This window comes from Pseudomonas sp. 203-8, assembly GCF_020708595.1.
In the GTDB taxonomy this organism is placed as follows: Bacteria; Pseudomonadota; Gammaproteobacteria; order Pseudomonadales; family Pseudomonadaceae; genus Pseudomonas; species Pseudomonas aeruginosa.
The window spans coordinates 109,259-125,865 of the sequence record NZ_JAJFDF010000010.1; the positions used below are offsets into that span (position 1 = coordinate 109,259).

The 16,607-nt window shown below is 65.5% G+C and carries 14 protein-coding genes; 6 read left to right on the plus strand and 8 right to left on the minus strand.

Going from position 1 to position 16,607, the window contains the following annotated elements; translation table 11 throughout:
• Nucleotides 1–91: 91 nt before the first annotated feature.
• The 5 genes from LJF27_RS23245 (at nt 92) to LJF27_RS23265 (ending at nt 6,404) form a co-directional block, all read left to right on the plus strand.
• The gene (locus LJF27_RS23245; protein WP_003158800.1) at nt 92–1,249 is read left to right on the plus strand and encodes an iron-containing alcohol dehydrogenase; all 1,158 of its coding nucleotides are present in this window, start codon (nt 92–94) and stop codon (nt 1,247–1,249) included.
• A gap of 12 nt (nt 1,250–1,261) precedes the next feature.
• Nucleotides 1,262–2,593: an APC family permease gene (locus LJF27_RS23250; protein ID WP_003122776.1), complete on the plus strand. Its 1,332-nt coding sequence runs from the start codon at nt 1,262–1,264 to the stop codon at nt 2,591–2,593.
• Between the two features lie 78 nt (nt 2,594–2,671).
• The gene (locus tag LJF27_RS23255) at nt 2,672–4,096 is read left to right on the plus strand and encodes a gamma-aminobutyraldehyde dehydrogenase (protein WP_009876410.1); all 1,425 of its coding nucleotides are present in this window, start codon (nt 2,672–2,674) and stop codon (nt 4,094–4,096) included.
• A gap of 45 nt (nt 4,097–4,141) precedes the next feature.
• The gene (locus LJF27_RS23260) at nt 4,142–5,395 is read left to right on the plus strand and encodes an aspartate aminotransferase family protein (protein ID WP_003089166.1); all 1,254 of its coding nucleotides are present in this window, start codon (nt 4,142–4,144) and stop codon (nt 5,393–5,395) included.
• 88 nt (nt 5,396–5,483) lie between these two features.
• Nucleotides 5,484–6,404, plus strand: coding sequence for an NAD(P)-binding domain-containing protein (locus LJF27_RS23265; protein ID WP_049269455.1), 921 nt, complete (start codon nt 5,484–5,486; stop codon nt 6,402–6,404).
• A gap of 289 nt (nt 6,405–6,693) precedes the next feature.
• Here LJF27_RS23265 and LJF27_RS23270 read toward each other — a convergent pair whose 3' ends face one another.
• From LJF27_RS23270 to LJF27_RS23300, 7 genes are all read right to left on the minus strand, one after another.
• On the minus strand, nt 6,694–8,352 hold the full coding sequence (locus LJF27_RS23270; RefSeq protein ID WP_003158805.1) for a cation acetate symporter: 1,659 nt from the start codon (nt 8,350–8,352) through the stop codon (nt 6,694–6,696).
• Nucleotides 8,349–8,672 (minus strand): DUF485 domain-containing protein, encoded by a 324-nt coding sequence (locus tag LJF27_RS23275; RefSeq protein ID WP_003089157.1) that lies wholly within the window; start codon nt 8,670–8,672, stop codon nt 8,349–8,351. The genes LJF27_RS23270 and LJF27_RS23275 overlap by 4 nt, the downstream gene beginning before the upstream one ends.
• Nucleotides 8,673–8,728: 56 nt before the next feature.
• Nucleotides 8,729–10,375, minus strand: a complete 1,647-nt coding sequence (locus tag LJF27_RS23280; protein WP_011666659.1) for an acyl-CoA synthetase — start codon at nt 10,373–10,375, stop codon at nt 8,729–8,731.
• Between the two features lie 86 nt (nt 10,376–10,461).
• A complete protein-coding gene (locus LJF27_RS23285) occupies nt 10,462–11,229 on the minus strand; it encodes an SDR family NAD(P)-dependent oxidoreductase (RefSeq protein ID WP_023116558.1) in 768 nt (255 codons plus the stop codon).
• The gene (locus LJF27_RS23290; RefSeq protein ID WP_010794173.1) at nt 11,229–12,401 is read right to left on the minus strand and encodes an acyl-CoA dehydrogenase family protein; all 1,173 of its coding nucleotides are present in this window, start codon (nt 12,399–12,401) and stop codon (nt 11,229–11,231) included. Before LJF27_RS23290 ends, LJF27_RS23285 begins: the two co-directional genes overlap by 1 nt.
• A gap of 50 nt (nt 12,402–12,451) precedes the next feature.
• Nucleotides 12,452–12,808 carry a DUF6285 domain-containing protein gene (locus LJF27_RS23295; protein ID WP_003089151.1) on the minus strand — a complete coding sequence of 119 codons (357 nt, stop codon included), beginning with the start codon at nt 12,806–12,808 and terminating at the stop codon, nt 12,452–12,454.
• A complete protein-coding gene (locus LJF27_RS23300) occupies nt 12,805–13,818 on the minus strand; it encodes a phosphotransferase family protein (protein ID WP_003158809.1) in 1,014 nt (337 codons plus the stop codon). Before LJF27_RS23300 ends, LJF27_RS23295 begins: the two co-directional genes overlap by 4 nt.
• A 238-nt stretch (nt 13,819–14,056) precedes the next feature.
• On the opposite strand from LJF27_RS23300, the gene LJF27_RS23305 reads away from it, so the two are divergent.
• Nucleotides 14,057–16,009 (plus strand): sigma-54-dependent Fis family transcriptional regulator, encoded by a 1,953-nt coding sequence (locus LJF27_RS23305; protein ID WP_023116559.1) that lies wholly within the window; start codon nt 14,057–14,059, stop codon nt 16,007–16,009.
• Nucleotides 16,010–16,074: 65 nt separating this feature from the next.
• On the opposite strand, the gene LJF27_RS23310 is transcribed toward LJF27_RS23305, so the two are convergent.
• On the minus strand, nt 16,075–16,557 hold the full coding sequence (locus LJF27_RS23310; protein WP_223309047.1) for a transcriptional regulator: 483 nt from the start codon (nt 16,555–16,557) through the stop codon (nt 16,075–16,077).
• Nucleotides 16,558–16,607: the final 50 nt, after the last annotated feature.

Genomic DNA, 16,607 nt, shown 5'->3' on the forward strand with positions numbered 1-16,607 from the left:
CATGCATCACACGCCGGAGCCGTTGGTTCGCCCTGCGCGTGAATTCCTCCACTGCCGTTCAACAACGACAAAAATCGAGCAAGAGGTACGTATGGAATTCAAGTTCTTACTCCCCGCCAAAGTCGTGATGGGACCCGACCTGCGTGAGCGCACCGGCGAATACCTGCGGGAACTCGGCATGGCGCATGTGCTGATCGTGACGGACGCCGGGGTAAAGGCCGCAGGCCTGTTGAATGGCGTGTATGCCAGCCTGAATGAGTGGGAGATCGCGTTCGACGAGATATCGGACGTCAAGGCAAACCCTCGCAGCGAAGACATCAACCAGGCGGCGCAGCTGTATCGCGGCAAAGGTATCCAAGGCCTGCTGGCCATCGGCGGCGGCAGCGCGATGGACGCGGCCAAGGCGATCAGCCTGCTGCTGACCCACGAGGGCCGGATCGAAGACTACGAGGGCTCTTTCACCCTCAGGCACGCCATCCCGCCTATCGTCGCCATCCCGACCACCGCCGGAACCGGCAGCGAAGTGACCTGTTTCTCGGTGATCACCGATACCGCCCGGCATTTCAAGATGAGCGTCCAGGATTACCGGGTGGGCCCCGTTCTGGCATTGCTCGACTCCCGCATTCTCGACACGCTGCCTGCATCGATTGCCGCCGCAACCGGCATGGATGCCCTCACCCACGCCATCGAAGCCTACACCTGCCGTGTGTCGAATCCGATCAGCGACGGGCTGGCGCTGCATGCCATCCGCCTGATCAGCCAATACCTCAGGCCCGCCGTACTGGAGCCGGGCAACCTGCATGCACGCGAGCAAATGCTGGTGGCCAGCCTGATCGCCGGCATGGCCTTCGGTAACGCGGACGTCGGCAGCGTGCACTGCATTTCCGAAGCCATCGGTGGCATGTACGACACGCCACACGGCGTGGGCAACGCGATCTTCCTGCCCTTCGTGTTCGGCCATAACCGCGACGCCGACATCACCCGCCACGCGCAGGTCGCCTACGCATTGGGTATCGACCCCAACCTCTCGCCGGCCGAGGCCGCCGAGGCCGCCGTTGGCTACCTGTTCCAGATGAGCAAGGACCTGGGCATCCCCCGCTTCGCCGAGGTGAAAGGCGTGCGCGAGGAAGACTTCCTGAGCATCGCCGAAAAGTCGAAGAAGAATTTCTCCGACGGCAGCAATGCCAAGCAAATGACGGTGGAAACCTACCGTGAAATCGTCGCCGCCGCTTACCACTACGTAGCGTGAAGGAGGCCAGTCATGAGCGAATCAATCGCCGGCGCTTCATTGAAGCGCACGCTGGGTCCGTTTTCCGTTCTGCTGTTCGGTCTGGCGTTCCTCGCTCCGTTGATCGTGTTCGGCACCTATGGCGTGATCACGCAGGCCAGCGGCAACACCACTGCGATGGCCTACCTGATCGCGGCAATCGGCGTGGTGTTCACGGCCTTGAGCTATGGCCGGCTGGTCAGGGTGTTCCCGGTCGCCGGTTCGGCCTACACCTATACTCGCAAGATGCTGAGCGCGAACCTCGGCTTCATGGTGGGCTGGGCCGCCCTGCTCGATTACTTCTTCATCCCGATGCTGATCTGGCTGCTCGGCGCCAGCTACCTCAACATGGCCTTTCCAGAGGTGCCGCAATGGGTGTGGATCATCGGCTTCATCGTCTCCACCTCGCTGCTTAATATCCTGGGCATCCAGGTCGCCAACCGCTTCAACGTGCTGTTGATGGTCGCGCAACTGGCCATCATCGTCGTGTTCATCGGCCTGTGCGTGCACTACATCGTCGCGGCCAACGGCCCTGGCGGGCTGCTGTCGGCCAAGCCGTTCTTCAACCCGGACGTGTCCTTCGCCACCAGCATGGCCGGCGCTGCCATTGCCGCGTACTCGTTCCTGGGCTTCGACGCGCTGTCCACGCTCAGCGAGGAGACCCGCGACCCGGGCCGGACACTGCCGCGCGCGATCCTGCTGGTCGCATTGATCGGCGGTTCGGTCTACGTCGGCTCGTCGTACTTCATGTACCTGGCGCACCCCTCCCCCGCCTTCGAGCATGTGGACGGCGCCGCCTTCGAGATCGCCCGCATGATCGGCGGCGACCTGTTCTTCGCCGTGGTCCTGGCGGGGATCATCATCGCCCACTTCGCCGCAGGCATGTCGTTCCAGGCCAGCGTGGGCCGGCTGCTGTACGCCCTGGGGCGGGACAACCAACTGCCGCGCAAGCTGTTCGGTGTCCTGCATCCTCGCTACAAGACCCCGGCCTTCAACATTCTGCTCTGCGGCATTTTCGGCTGCGCGGGTTTTGCCCTGACGATCGCCACCGCGACGTCCCTGGTCAATTTCGGCGCGTTTCTCGCCTTCAGCGCAGTCAACCTTTGCGCGTTGCGGCTCTCCTTCGATACCCGCCTCGGAGACGGGGCGGGCTTGTTGCGCGGGGTGCTCTGCCCGCTCGTTGGCCTGGTCACGGCCGGGTGGATGCTGGTCAGCCTGGATAAAGACGCGCTGATCATGGGCTGTAGCTGGCTGGGCCTGGGGGCGGTCTATCTCGCTTGCCGGACCAGCTTCTTCCGCAACCCGGTGCCCGACGCGCTGGCGTAGTGACCACCCTTCTATCGAACGCTCTGACAACAACCACAAGGCCGGCTTCGAGCCTGCCCTTCAATGGCGAGAATCGATATGCAAACCAAACTTCTGATCAATGGTGCCCTGGTGGCCGGCGAAGGCGAGAGCCACGCGGTGTACAACCCGTCCCAGGGCAACGTCCTGGTGCGAATTACCGAGGCCAGCGGCGCCCAGGTCCATGCCGCGGTGCAGAGCGCGGATGCGGCCTTCGACGCCTGGTCGCAAACGCCGCCCAAGGATCGCGCGGCCCTGCTGCTCAAGCTTGCCGAGCGCATCGATGCCCAGGCGCACGTGTTCGCTCGCCTGGAGGCGGACAACTGCGGCAAGCCTTTCAACGCCGTGCTGCTGGACGAACTGCCCGCCGTATCGGACGTGTTCCGTTTCTTCGCCGGCGCCGTGCGCTGCCTGCAGGGCTCGGCGGCGGGAGAGTACGTCGCGGGGCATACCTCGATGATCCGCCGCGACGCGGTGGGCGTGGTCGCCTCCATCGCGCCGTGGAACTATCCGTTGTTGATGGCAGCGTGGAAACTCGGCCCGGCATTGGCCGGCGGCAACACCGTGGTGCTGAAACCGTCGGAGCACACGCCGCTGAGTACCTTGAAACTGGGCGAGCTGCTTGCCGAGATCTTCCCCGCCGGCGTGGTCAACATCGTCCACGGTCGAGGTGCCTCGGTGGGTGAGCCGCTGACCAGCCATGCCCAGGTGCGCATGGTGTCGCTGACCGGCTCCGTGCGCACCGGCAGCCGGATCATCGAAGGTACGGCCGAGAGCGTGAAACGCATGCACATGGAGTTGGGGGGCAAGGCTCCTGTACTGATCTTCGACGATGCCGACATCGATGCCGCCGTCGAAGGCATCCGCGCCTTCGGCTTCTACAACGCCGGCCAGGACTGTACCGCCGCGTGCCGCCTCTATGTGCAGAAAGGGGTCTACCAGGAGTTCGTTCGCAAGCTCGGCGAGGCCGTATCCAGCATCCGGTGCGGGCTGCCGGACGATCCGGCGACCGAGATGGGACCGCTGATCACCAAGGAGCATCTGGAGCGTGTCGAGGGGTTCGTGAACCGGGCCAGGGAGTTGCCGCACATCGAAGTGGTCACCGGCGGCAAGCGCGCCGAGGGTGCCGGCTTCTTCTTCGAGCCGACGGTCCTGGCCGGCGCTACGCAGGAGGATGAGGTGGTGCGCCGCGAGATCTTCGGCCCGGTGGTGACCGTCTCGTCGTTCGAGGATGAAGCCCAGGCGCTGGCTTGGGCGAACGACTCCGACTACGGCCTGGCGTCTTCGGTATGGACCGCCGATGTGGGGCGCGCTCATCGCCTGGCCGCCCGCCTGCAATACGGCTGCACCTGGGTCAACACCCACTTCATGCTGGTCAGCGAAATGCCCCACGGCGGGGTCAAGCTGTCCGGCTACGGCAAGGACCTGTCGATGTACGGCCTGGAAGACTACACCGTGGTGCGCCACGTGATGTTCAAGCACTGACCGCCCACACCCCGGACTACCCAGATCATTTTTCAAGAGGTTTGCATGAACAACATCGAGACGTTCGAAAGGCTCGAATCCAACGTGCGGATGTACTGCCGCGACTTGCCCCTGGTGTTCGATACCGCCCAAGGCAGCAGGATCCGCGGCGAAGATGGCCGCGAATACCTGGACTTCTTCGCCGGCGCCGGCGCCCTGAACTATGGCCACAACGACCCGCGCATGCGCGATGCGCTGATCGCGTATCTGTCGGCCAACGGCGTGACCCACGCCCTCGACCTGCACACCACCACCAAGCGCCAGTTCCTGGAAGCGATCGAGCGCGACCTGTTCAAGCCACGCGGCTGGGACTACAAGGTCCAGTTCACCGGCCCGACCGGTGCCGACGCCGTCGAGGCGGCGTTGAAGCTGGCGCGCAAGGCGACCGGGCGTACCAAGGTCGTATCGTTCTACGGGGCTTACCACGGCATGACCGCCGGCGCCCTGGCCGTCACCGGCAACCGCACTCGCCGTGGCCCCGGGCTTTCCACCGACGTGGTGTTCGTGCCCTACGAAGACAGCCCCTATGGCGAATTCGACAGCATTGGCTTCCTCGAGCGCCTGGCCAACGACCAGGGCAGCGGCTCGGAGCTGCCGGCGGCGGTGATCGTCGAGTCGGTGCAGATCCAGGCCGGCGTCTACCCGGCTTCCAACCAATGGCTGCAACGCTTGCGCAAGTGGACCACCGACCACGGCGTGCTGCTTATCTGCGACGAGATCCAGGCCGGTTGCGGCCGCACCGGCGACTTCTTCGGCTTCGAGCGCTCCGGGGTGGTGCCGGACCTGATCACCTGCGCCAAATCGATCGGCGGCTTCGGCCTGCCGATGGCGATCGTGTTGCTTCGTGCCGGGCTGGATGTATGGCAACCGGGCGATCACATCGGCACCTTCCGCGGCAACCAGTTGGCGTTCCTGACCGCCCGCATCGCGCTCAGCTATTGGCACGATGAGCAGTTCCTGAAATTGCTGGCCGACAACTGCGCGGCCATGGAGCGCGCAGTTGCCGGCTTTGCGGAAATTCCAGGCGTCGCGTCCGCGCGTTGTCGCGGCATGATCGCCGGCATCGATTTCGGCCGCGGCAACGTCGAGGTCGCCAAGGACGCCCAGCAGCGCGTGCTGCAAGCGGGCGTGCTGGTCGACCGCTGCGGCCCGAATGGCGAAATCATCAAGCTGATGCCACCGCTGAACACTCCGACCGACCAACTCGAAGACGGCCTCAGGGCCTTCGGCGAATCGGTCGCGGCAGCGCTGGGCGAATAGCTGCCAGGGTCACCCTTCGGCCTGTGTTGAAGCGCAGGCCGGAGACCTGTTGGACATCAGCCAGAACAATAATCAGGAGACCTCGAGCGTGCGTGAACACAATGATGAAAGCTTCGAGTTCGAAGTGTCCGTGATCGGGCTCGGAGCCATGGGAACCATCATGGCCCAAGCGTTGCTCAGGCAAGGCAGGCGCGTGGCGATCTGGAACCGCTCACCCGGCAAGGCCGCGGCGCTCGTCGCCGCTGGCGCTCACCTGTGCGAGAGCGCCGAAGCCGCGCTGGCTGCAAGCCCGGCCACGATCTTCGTGCTCCTGGACAACCAGGCGACCCACGAGGTGCTCGGGATGCCAGGTGTGATGCAGGCGCTGGCCAACCGTACGATCGTCGATTACACGACCAACGCCCGGGACGAGGGCCTGGTGCTTCAGAGTCTCGTCAACCGCGCGGGCGGCCATTACGTCAAAGGGATGATCGTGGCCTACCCGCGCAACGTTGGTCGTCGCGAAAGCCACAGCATTCATACCGGTGATCCTGAGGCCTTCGAACGGCATCGGGCGCTGCTTGAGGGGCTTGCCGGTCATACGACGTTCCTCCCCTGGGACGAAGCATTGGCCTTCGCCACCGTGCTCCACGCGCATGCGTTTGCCGCGATGGTGGCTTTCTTCGAGGCCGTGGGGGCTGGTGTCCACTTCGGCCTGCCGCCTTCGAAGACCGCTCGGCTCATGCTCGACACGTCGCGCTTTTTCGTCGCCGATGCACTCGAGGAAGCGGTCCGTCGGCTGGAAGCGCAGGATTTCGCAGGCGATCAGGCGAGGCTCGATGTGCATGCCCAGGCCTTCGCCCATATCGCCGGAGCCCTGCACGCACAAGGGGCCTGGACGCCGGTCTTCGACGCGCTGTGCCAGGCCGTGCAACGCGCGGCAGCCATGGGCTATGGCGACCAGGACATCGTAGCCGTCACCCACCTGTTCGCCCGCGAATGCGACACCGCAAGCGCGGCGGGACAGTGACTGCGCTGCGCTTCTAAGGTCCGCATGGATAGCGCCCGAAGACAACAACTATAAAAAATCGCTGGAGAATCATATGCGCCGATTCGGTTTTCTACTGGCTGTCCTTGTACTGGTCATCTTCCTGAGTGCACTGTTTTCGAAGCCTTCCGTCGTCAACCGCGGGACGGCTCAGCGCATGGAGCACTACCCCACCGTCGGTATCGGAGACATCTTCCGGGGGCACTAGCCAGGCCTCGGGCGACAGACAGCCTCGAAGCCTGCCACCCGTTCGACAGCGATCGTGTGCGCCTCAGTGGTCTATGGCTCCGCTGGCGCCAAGGCCGGTCTGGCCTCGTACGTATTGGTCGGCGAAGGCTGCCCTTTCCGCCATGGCCCGCTTGGTCCGGTCCAGGCGGGAAACGCCATACGCCACCAGGAACGCCAACGGCATGGAGAACAGCGCAGGCTGGGTATAGGGGAACAGCGGCTCGGCGAAGTGCAACACATCCACCCACACCAGCCTGGAGAAAACCACGAAGCCCATGGCGCTGAACAACCCGACGTAGCCACCGGCCAACGCGCCACGGGTGGTCAGCCCCGACCAGAACATCGACAGGAACAGCACCGGGAAGTTGGCCGAAGCGGCGATGCCAAAGGCCAGGGCGACCATGAAGGCCACGTTGATGTTCTCGAACACGATGCCCAGGGCTATCGCCACCAAGCCAAGGCCCAGGGTTGCCAGCTTGGTTACCCGCAGCTCCTGCGCCTCGCTGGCCGCGCCCTTCATGATCACCCGCGCATACAGGTCATGGGCGATGGCGGACGCCCCGGCCAGGGCCAGGCCTGACACCACGGCCAGGATGGTGGCGAAGGTCACGGCGGAGAGGAAGCCCAGCAGCAGGTTGCCTCCCACTGCCTGGGCCAGGTGCATGACCACCATGTTGCCCCCGCCCAGCAGCTTGCCTCCCGCTTCCCCGCCCTCGAAGAACCGGGGCTGCTGGCTGACGATCACGATCGACGCCAGGCCCAGCAGGAAAATGACATTGAAGAAGTAGCCGATGAACCCGGTGGCGTAGAGCACCGACTTGCGCGCCTCCCGGGCATCGCCGACGGTGAAGAAACGCATCAGGATGTGCGGCAGCCCGGCGGTGCCGAACACCAGCCCCAGGCTCAGCGATAGCGCGGTCAACGGGTCGGCCAGCAAGCCACCAGGGGCCAGCAGGCGTTCGCCCAGGGCATGGCTATCCATCGCCTGGCTGACCAGCCTGTCATAGCTGAAGTCGAATTCGCGCATCGCCAGGAACAGCACCAGCGAGCCGCCGACCAGCAGCAGGAATGCCTTGACGATCTGCACCCAGGTGGTTGCCACCATACCGCCGAAGGTCACATACAGCATCATCAGCGCACCGACGATCACCAGGGCGATCTGGTAGTCCAGGCCGAACAGCAGCCTGATCAACTGCCCGGCCCCGACCATCTGCGCCACCAGGTAGAAACACACCACGGTCAGCGATCCGATGGCGGCCATGGTGCGCACCTTGCCCTGGTCGAGACGGTACGAGGTGATGTCGGCGAAGGTGAAGCGGCCCAGGTTGCGCAGCCGCTCGGTCATCAATAGCAGCAGTACCGGCCAGCCCGCGAAGAAGGCGATGAGATAGATGTAGCCATCCATCCCGGAGCTGTAGATGAGCGCGGTGATTCCCAGCAGCGTGGAGGCGGACATGTAGTCGCCGGCCAGCGCCAGGCCGTTCTGCCAGCCCCGGATACCGCCACCGGCGCTATAGAAATCCGCCGTCGAATGGGTCCGTCGCGCCGCCCACCAGGTGATGCACAGGGTGAACAGCACGAACACCATGAACATGCCGATGGCATGCAGGTTGAGCGGCTGGCGCTGGCCAGCGTCCAACGCGGGCGAGGCCAACAGCAGGCCGGAGTGCAGCGACAACGCCAGGGGAAGGAGCTTCTTCATGCGCCCTGCTCCTCTTCCAGCCCAGCGACCAGAGCCTGGGTCAGGCGATCGAATTCGCCGTTGGCGCGGTACACATAGAGCGCCGACAAGGCACAGAAAAACACGAACAGGAACACGCCGGCCGCGACGCCGAAGGTCATGTTCGAGCCCTGCGCCAGACGCCTGGCAATCAGCTCGGGGCAGAACGATACCAGCGCGATGTAGCCGTGGAACGTGGCCAGGATCAGCAGGAGCAGGCTCAGGGTGAAACGGTTTCGGCGCGCCACCAGTTGCTGGAACCGGGCACTGGCGCGGATACGCGCGTATAGCAGGCTGGACATGGGACACCTCGGGCAACCTAGTTATTGTTATGGAATATGCGGGTGCGGCAGCGCCATCAGCGGCCGGCGTCGCCGGCCTCCTCCTCCTGCCGGGCCCACTCGCGCAGGACGAACTTCTGGATCTTGCCGGTGGCGGTCTTGGGCAGTTCGGTAAGCGTCACATGCCGCGGTGCCTTGAAGTGCGCCAGGCGCTCGCGGCACCAGCGGACCAGATCGTCACCCGTGGTTCTGGGTAAGGCATCCGCCCGCAAGGCGACGAACGCGTGGGGTGTCTCGCCCCAGCGCGAATCCGGGCGCGCCACCACCGCGGCCTCGACCACCTCGGGGTGCTGGTAGAGCACTTCCTCGATCTCCAGCGAGCTGATGTTCTCGCCGCCGGAAATGATGATGTCCTTGGCCCGGTCCTTGATTTCCACGTAGCCGTCCGGATGCAGCACGGCCAGGTCGCCGGTGTGCAGCCAGCCGTCGGCCAACGCGGCACGGGTGGCCTCGGGGTTGTGCAGGTAGCCTTTCATCACGGTGTTGCCCCGCACTACCAGTTCGCCAAGGGTGCGGCCGTCGGCCGGGACCGGACGGCCGGTGTCGGTATCCAGCACCGTGGCCTCCTCGAGCATCGGGTGGGCGACGCCCTGGCGGCTCATGAACTGGGCCCGGGCCTCCAGCGGCAATTCGTCGACCCCCGGCTGCCACAGGCACAGGGTGCTGGGGCCGTAGCTTTCGGTCATGCCGTAGGCGTGGGTGATGCTGAAGCCGCGTGCTTCCATGGCGGCGATGACCGCGCTGGGCGGCGCGGCGCCGCCGGTGATCACCGATACCGGCACGGCAGGGACGCTGGCATGCTCGGCATGGATCAGCATCGACATCACCACCGGCGCGGCGCTCAGGTGGGTCACCGCATGCTCGGCAATGGCGGCGTGGATCGCATCTGGCTGGACCTTGCGCAGGCATACGTGCGTGCCACCGGACAGCGTCACCGCCCAGGTATGGCTCCAGCCGTTGCAGTGGAACATCGGCAAGGTCCACAGGTAGACGCTGCGCGGCCCCAACTGGAAGATCAGCGCGCCGGCGCAGGCGTTGAGGTAGGCGCCTCGGTGATGCAGGACCACGCCCTTGGGATCCCCCGTGGTGCCGGAGGTGTAGTTGATGGCGATCGACTGCCATTCGTTCTGCGGCGCACTCAGCGGCCGCCCCGGGTCGCCCTGGGCCAGAAACGCCTCATAGTCCAGGTCGTGGGCGAGGTCGGCGCGCTCGGCCTGATCATCGTCGATGCCCACCAGCAAGGGCGGCGCATCGAGCATGGCCAGCGCCTGCTGGGCCACGGCACCGAACTCACGGTCGCAGATCAGCACCCTGGCCGCGCAGTGGCGCAGGATGAAGGCGATGCTGCGTGCCTCCAGGCGAATGTTGATGCATACCAGCACCGCCCCGGCACCGGGTACGCCATAGTGGGCCTCGAGCATTTCCGGGATATTCGGCGCCAGTATCGCCACCCGCTCGCCCGCTTGTACGCCGACCCGCTCCAGGGCACTGGCCAGGGCGCAACTGCGCTCGTGCAACTGGCGGTAGCTGTAGCGCCTTGCGCCATAGACCACCGCATCGCGCTGCGGGTACACCTGCGCGGCACGCTTGAGGAACGACAGCGGCGACAGCGGGACATGGTTGGCTTCGTTGGGAGCAAGCTCGTGCTCGAGGGTCGGAACCATCATGGCAGCCACCTCATCGACACATTGCTCGGGTCTTGCACGCACATACATACCTCCTGTTCTTGTTGTTATTGCGCCAGGGCGCGTTACAGGCTGCTGCACAGGTGGCCGCCATCGACCACGATCTCGGCGCCGCTCATGGCCCGCCCGGCATCGCTGGCGAGCAGCAGCAAGGCGCCGTCCAGGTCCGCCGGCACGCTGAAGCGGCGGCTGGGGATACGCGAGCGCAACTTGTCGCCGGCCTCGCTGGCCAGGAAGGCCTCGTTCAGGTCGGTCATCACGTAGCCGGGCGCCAGGGCGTTCACCCGGATGCCATGGCGCGCCAACTCCAGCGCCATGGCGCGGGTCAGGTGGGCCAGGCCGGCCTTGGCCGCCAGGTAGGGGCCGACGGCGCCGGCCACACGGCTGGCGAGGATCGAAGTGACATTGATCAGGCTGCCGCCCTTCCCCGCCGCGACCATGCGCCTGGCGCTTTCCTGGGCCACCGCCCAGGCGCCCTTGAGGTTGGTGTCGAGCACGCGGTCCCAGCTTTGATCGTCGCAGGCCAGCAAGGGCTGGCTGTCGCTCACCCCCGCATTGTTGACCAGCACATCCAGCGGGCCGGCGGCATCGAGCACCCGGCAGATATCCTCACGGCAGGTCACATCGAGGGCAAAGGCCTGCGCCCGCCCTCCCGCCACCTCGATGGCCTCCACCAGTGCCTGCAGCGGCGCCTGGCGCCTGGCAGTCACCACCACCTCGGCGCCTGCGGCGGCCAGGGTCATGGCGAAGTGGCGGCCCAGGCCGCTGGAGGCTCCGGTCAACAGGGCGCGGCGCCCGTCGAGGGCGAACAGTCGGGTCAGGTTCGGCTGCATCAGCGGGCCTCCAGGCGCTGGTCGAGCAGTTTCTTCGCCAGGCTCATGCGGTGCACCTCGCTCGGGCCGTCATAGATGCGGAACGGGCGAATGTCGCGGAAGATCCGCTCCACCACGGTGTCTCCGGTCACCCCGCGCCCGCCCAGTACCTGGACGCAACGATCGACCACCCGCCACAACGCCTCGGCGCTGATCACCTTGGCCATGCTGGAGTCGACATTGGCCCGCCGGCCCTGGTCGAGCACCCAGGCGCAGTGCCACACCGCCAGGCGCACCACGTGCAGGTCCATCATGTTGTCGGCCAGCATGAAGCCCACACCCTGGTGCTCGCCCAGCGGCTTGCCGAAGGCGTCGCGGGTGCGCGCATAGTCGCAGGCGATGTCGTGGGCGCGACGCGCGGCGCCCAGCCAGCGCATGCAGTGGGTGAGCCGCGCCGGCGCCAGGCGCACCTGGGCATACCGGAACCCCTTGCCGATCTCGCCGAGCACATCGCTCGCCGGAATACGCAGGTTGTCGAAACGCAGCTGCCCGTGGCCACCGGTGAAGCAGCTGTCCAGCGAGTCCAGCTGACGCTCATGGATGATGCCGTCGCGTTTCATGTCGGTCAGGAACATGGTCGCCGTACCATCCTCCATGCGCGCCATGATGATGCCGAAGTCGGCGCCTTCTGCGCCGGTGATCAGCCACTTGCGGCCATTGATCAGGTAGTCGTCGCCATCGCGGGTGGCGGTGGTGCGCAGCATCGAGGGGTCCGAGCCGGAGCCTGGCGCAGGCTCGGTCATGGCGAAGCAGGAACGGGCATGGCCCTGGACCAGCGGGCGCAACCAGCGGTCTTTCTGCGCCTCGGTGGCGACCACGTCCATCAGGTGGATGTTGCCTTCGTCCGGGGCATGGATGTTCAGCGCCACCGGGCCCAGCGGCGAGTAGCCGGCCTCTTCGAAGACGATCGCCTTGGCCACGTGGCTCAGCGCCAGGCCACCCATTTCGCGGCTGGCGTGGGGCGTCAGCAAGCCGGCGGCGCGGGCGCGGGCCACCAGGTCCTGGCGCAGGGCGTCGCTGGGGCCGTGGCTGTCCTGGCGGGGGTCGTTCTCGAGCGGGATGACCTGTTCGGCGATGAAGTCTCGGGTCTTGGCCTGCAAGGCGAGCAGTTCGTCCGGGAGGGTGAAGTTCATGGTTGTCCTTCTGGGTGCTTGTCTGTCGGGAATGAGATGGCTGACGCCGTTCAGGGCAAGGCCTTGGGATTGCTGATGGCCAATCGGGCGAGGGTGACCTGGCGCAATGTCTCGACCAGGGTTCTATGGTTTTGCGGGGCGTCATGGCTGCCCAGGCGAATGGCCCGTGCCAGTTGGCGGCGCAGGTCGGGCAAGGCTGCGGGCGCCTCGTCGACCAAGGCGGCCAGACGTGTCCGCTCCTGGTCCTCGGCCAGAGCCCCCAGGCGGCTTTCGCGGGCTGCGATGGCCATGGCATTGGCGATCATCAGGGCCGGGTAACGCAGCTCGCCGGGCAGCGCTGGCAGCAGTTGCTCCAGAAGCGTCGAGCGAGCGATGTCGAGCAGTTCATGGGCATCGGGCTGGGTCATGGCGCTTCGGCTCCGGTCATGTGCAGGATGTCGAGCTCAAGCTCCGGCAGTAGTCGTGCGGTCAGTGCCAGCTCAATGGACGGCTCTTCGCCGGACAGGTGGCGCTGGCCTTGCTGCAGGGCGATCACCGCCCAGCGCAGGGTGGCCATGACCTGCCAGTAGTGCAGTTGGCTGCGCTCGATACGCAGCGGAGACACCTCGTGGTAGCCCCCCAGGAAGTCCTCCAGTTGGCCGATACCGCCGGCCTCGAGGTCTGGGCGGGTGAAGCGCCAGCAGCGGGCGGTGAACCAGCCTAGGTCCTCGCAAGGGTCGCCCCAGCCGGTGAACTCCCAGTCGAGTACGGCTTCGAGTCCCTGTTCGCTGGCCAGGTAGTTGCCGGTGCGGTAGTCACGGTGCAACAGACACAGGATGCTGTTGCGCGGTGCGTGCAGCTCGCACCAGCGCAGGCCCCACTCCAGCACCGGATAGGCATCGGCGAGGGTGTCGAGGTAGTGGCGATAGGCGTCGATGGTCGCCAAGGCCGGTGAGCGGGTTGGCATCGGCAGGAAATCCAGCGCGGCGCACGGCGGGCGAACCTGATGCAGGCGCGCCAGGTTGGCGCCAAGCTGCGCCGCCAGCTGCGCCCGGCCCTGGGTGCCGGCGCCAGCGCTGAGCAAGCGACCGGCGGCGACACCCGGCACGTACTCCATCAGGAAGAACACCCGCCCATGCACGCGCATATCGCGGCACAGCCACAGCGGGCGCGGTACTTTCACACCGGCCTGATGAACCACTTGCAGCACCGCGAACTCCTGTTCGCGGTCAAGGCTGGCGGGTAGCGCGGAAAGCGCATCGCTGCGCAGCACCCAACGCCGGGCGCCAGCCCAGGGGCCGCCTTCGATCAGCAGGTCCAGCAGCCAGTTTTCCTGGATGGCGCCGCCGCTCAGGCGCTGGCGTGCCTGGATGACCACCCGCTTCGCTGCGGCGTGCTCGCGGATGAACTCGACCAGTGGCTGGTCGTCCGGGGCCACGAATGTCTCGCCGTCCCGTACGGTCGTAGGAGGAGTGCTCATGGGGTTGTAGGGCCTGCCTGTAGTCATGTTGTCAGACAGCTTTAGCAACGCCTGGGCCAATTTTCGGGATATGCCTGTAACCCGCGCGCTCTCTGGCGCCAGGTTTTTCCATGGCGCTCGACGAAGCAATCCGGGTTTCACTTTTGCAACGAACTGATTCAGTATCGAAACAATTCAATTCTGAACAGGTCTCGACATGCGTCCTCCCCTTTCCCAGGTCGTCGTGCTGGTCAGTCACCTTCAACGACCTCGGCAGCGCAGTCGCCTCGCCAGCCTGGTGGCCGGCCTGGCGGCGGGCTACCCGGACGTCCATATCGAGGTGCTCGACACCTCGGTATCCAAAGCCCTGCAAACCGCCCGCGATCTCGAACAGCGCGGCAAGGCCGACGTGTTCGTCTGTGCTGGCGCCACTGCCGCCTACCTGCGTAGACACCTGGCACGTCCGGTTCTGACGATGCGCGTTGGCGGCGGAGACCTGTTGCGTGCGCTGGAGCAAGCCCGCGAACACTCCTCCCATGTCGCCCTGCTCAGCTACAACCGCATCGACCGGGACCTGCAAGCCATGCGAACGCTGTTCACGGTGCAGGTTCACCAGGTCGCCTACACCACCCTGGAAGAGGCTCGCCAGGCTGTCCTGGAGGTATCCCGCCTGGGTTGCCGCAGCATCATCGGTTCGTCGACGGTGGTGGAGCTGGCGGAACAGGCAGGCCTGCACGGCGTGCTGTCGCTGAGCGAAGACACTGCGCGCAAGGCGCTCGAGGAAGCCATGGGAGTCCTCGACAGCCAGCGCCTGGAGATCGCCAAGCGGCGGCATCTGGACGCGGTGCTGCAACACATTCCAAGCGGTGTGGCAGCGGTCGACAACCAGGGTGTGGTGCAATCGCTCAACCCTGCCCTTGCCCAGTTGCTGGAGTTGCCGGTCAGCTCGGCTCTGGGGCGACCGTTACAGCAGCTATGCCCGGAGCTTGACCTGCAGCAGGCGCTAGAGGATGGCGGTGGCGAGGAAAACCGGGTGATCCGGCTGGGCTCGCACGCCGTGGTCAGCAATCTCCTGCCGATCCTGGAGAATGGCGAGCGTACCGGCCTGGTGCTCACCTGCCAGGACATCACCGCCGTGCAGCGCGCGGATCAACGCATCCGCTCCACTCGCCGTCCAGGTGCCTTCACCGCGCGTTACCGGCTCGAACAACTCAACGGCGCGAGCAAGGCCAACCGTGAGATGTTGCAGCTGGCCAAGCGCTTTGCCGCCAGCCATTCGACCATCCTGATCACTGGCGAAAGCGGCACCGGCAAGGAACTGCTCGCCCAAGGGATCCATAACGAGAGCCCTCGCCGGCACGGGCCTTTCGTCGCCATCAACTGCGCGGCGTTTCCCGAGTCGCTACTGGAAAGCGAACTGTTCGGCTACGAGGAAGGCGCCTTCAGCGGTTCGCGCAAAGGCGGCAAGCCCGGCCTGTTCGAGGCGGCTCACCGTGGCACGCTGTTCCTCGACGAGATCGGCGACATGCCTGTGTCGCTGCAGACTCGCCTCCTTCGTGTATTGCAGGAGCGAGAGGTCTTGCGCCTGGGCGGCACCGAGCCGATCTCCATCGACGTGCGCATCGTCGCCGCCACCCACAAGGACCTGGGGGCCGCCATGAAGGATCGCGAGTTTCGCACCGACCTGTATTACCGGCTGAATATCCTGCGCTTGCAGACCACGCCCCTGCGCGAGCGGCCCGAGGACATTCCTCTGATTTGCCAGGGAATCAGCCAGCGCCTGCTGGTCCAGGGCCAGCCACCGGGTGCCGCAGGCATAACGACGCTCCTGCTACCCTACCTCGTCCGCCATTCCTGGCCCGGAAACGTCAGGGAACTGGAGAATGTCATCGAACGGGCGATGCTCTCCGCCAGCGAAATCTTCCATGAGCACGGCGTGGATGAGCATTACCTGGCTCGCGTGCTGCCCGAGCTATTCGAAGGCCAGCCTCAGCCCAGGTCCCGGAAAGAGCCATCGCGCACAAAGGATTTGCACGCCATCGGCAAAACCGCGCAGTTGCGCTACATACAGGAGACCCTGGACAGCTGCCAGGGCAGCCTTGACGAGGCTGCGCGTCGGCTCGGGATCAGCCGGACCACGCTGTGGCGGCGGCTTCGCTCGGCACGCTGAGCAAAACGATGCGCCTGGGCGATGCGGAACTCGCCCAGGCATGGACGCGGCCGGTGCCGTGAAACTCAATTGATCAGCGGAACCTGCTTGCCGATCTGCAACGCCTCCAGCGCGTCCAGCTGCGCTTCGATCTGCAGGAAGCGCATGGCCCGCCGAGGTGACATCTTCTCGGCCACTTCCTGCACGTACCGGTGCAGCACGGCCAGCTGTTTCTCCTGCAATCCCCGATAGAGGTCGACCATCCTCGAAGCTTCCGCGTCGGTAATGCTGCCGGAACCATAGGCGCGGGCATATTCGAGCAGGAGCTGGAATGTCTCCTTGTGCAGGCTGTCCGTCTCGCCTCGGTAGCGTGAATAGATCGGCCAGAACGTCTCGGCTTCGGTGCCGTCCAGCGCCATGTTTGCCTCGACCATCCGTTTGCGCTTGTAGTTGATGGTTTCCAGCTGGTTCCTGATCTTTTCCTTGTGCTCGTTCATCACCTGCTCGACCGATGGCAGGGGTTCGTCGGCATGAGCGGCAAGGGAAAGGGTCGCGACCAGGGTGGCCACGAAAAGCAAACGCCTGGACATCGGCGTTCTCCTTCTGGGTTGATCGAATG

Coding starts and splice junctions, on each gene's coding strand:
- LJF27_RS23255 (WP_009876410.1), top strand. CDS start 2,672: ATGCAAACCAAACTTCTGATCAATGGTGCCCTGGTGGCCGGCGAAGGC.
- LJF27_RS23285 (WP_023116558.1), bottom strand. CDS start 11,229: ATGCAGCCGAACCTGACCCGACTGTTCGCCCTCGACGGGCGCCGCGCC.
- LJF27_RS23275 (WP_003089157.1), bottom strand. CDS start 8,672: ATGTCCAGCCTGCTATACGCGCGTATCCGCGCCAGTGCCCGGTTCCAG.
- LJF27_RS23270 (WP_003158805.1), bottom strand. CDS start 8,352: ATGAAGAAGCTCCTTCCCCTGGCGTTGTCGCTGCACTCCGGCCTGCTG.
- LJF27_RS23260 (WP_003089166.1), top strand. CDS start 4,142: ATGAACAACATCGAGACGTTCGAAAGGCTCGAATCCAACGTGCGGATG.
- LJF27_RS23250 (WP_003122776.1), top strand. CDS start 1,262: ATGAGCGAATCAATCGCCGGCGCTTCATTGAAGCGCACGCTGGGTCCG.
- LJF27_RS23305 (WP_023116559.1), top strand. CDS start 14,057: ATGCGTCCTCCCCTTTCCCAGGTCGTCGTGCTGGTCAGTCACCTTCAA.
- LJF27_RS23295 (WP_003089151.1), bottom strand. CDS start 12,808: ATGACCCAGCCCGATGCCCATGAACTGCTCGACATCGCTCGCTCGACG.
- LJF27_RS23245 (WP_003158800.1), top strand. CDS start 92: ATGGAATTCAAGTTCTTACTCCCCGCCAAAGTCGTGATGGGACCCGAC.
- LJF27_RS23290 (WP_010794173.1), bottom strand. CDS start 12,401: ATGAACTTCACCCTCCCGGACGAACTGCTCGCCTTGCAGGCCAAGACC.
- LJF27_RS23280 (WP_011666659.1), bottom strand. CDS start 10,375: ATGGTTCCGACCCTCGAGCACGAGCTTGCTCCCAACGAAGCCAACCAT.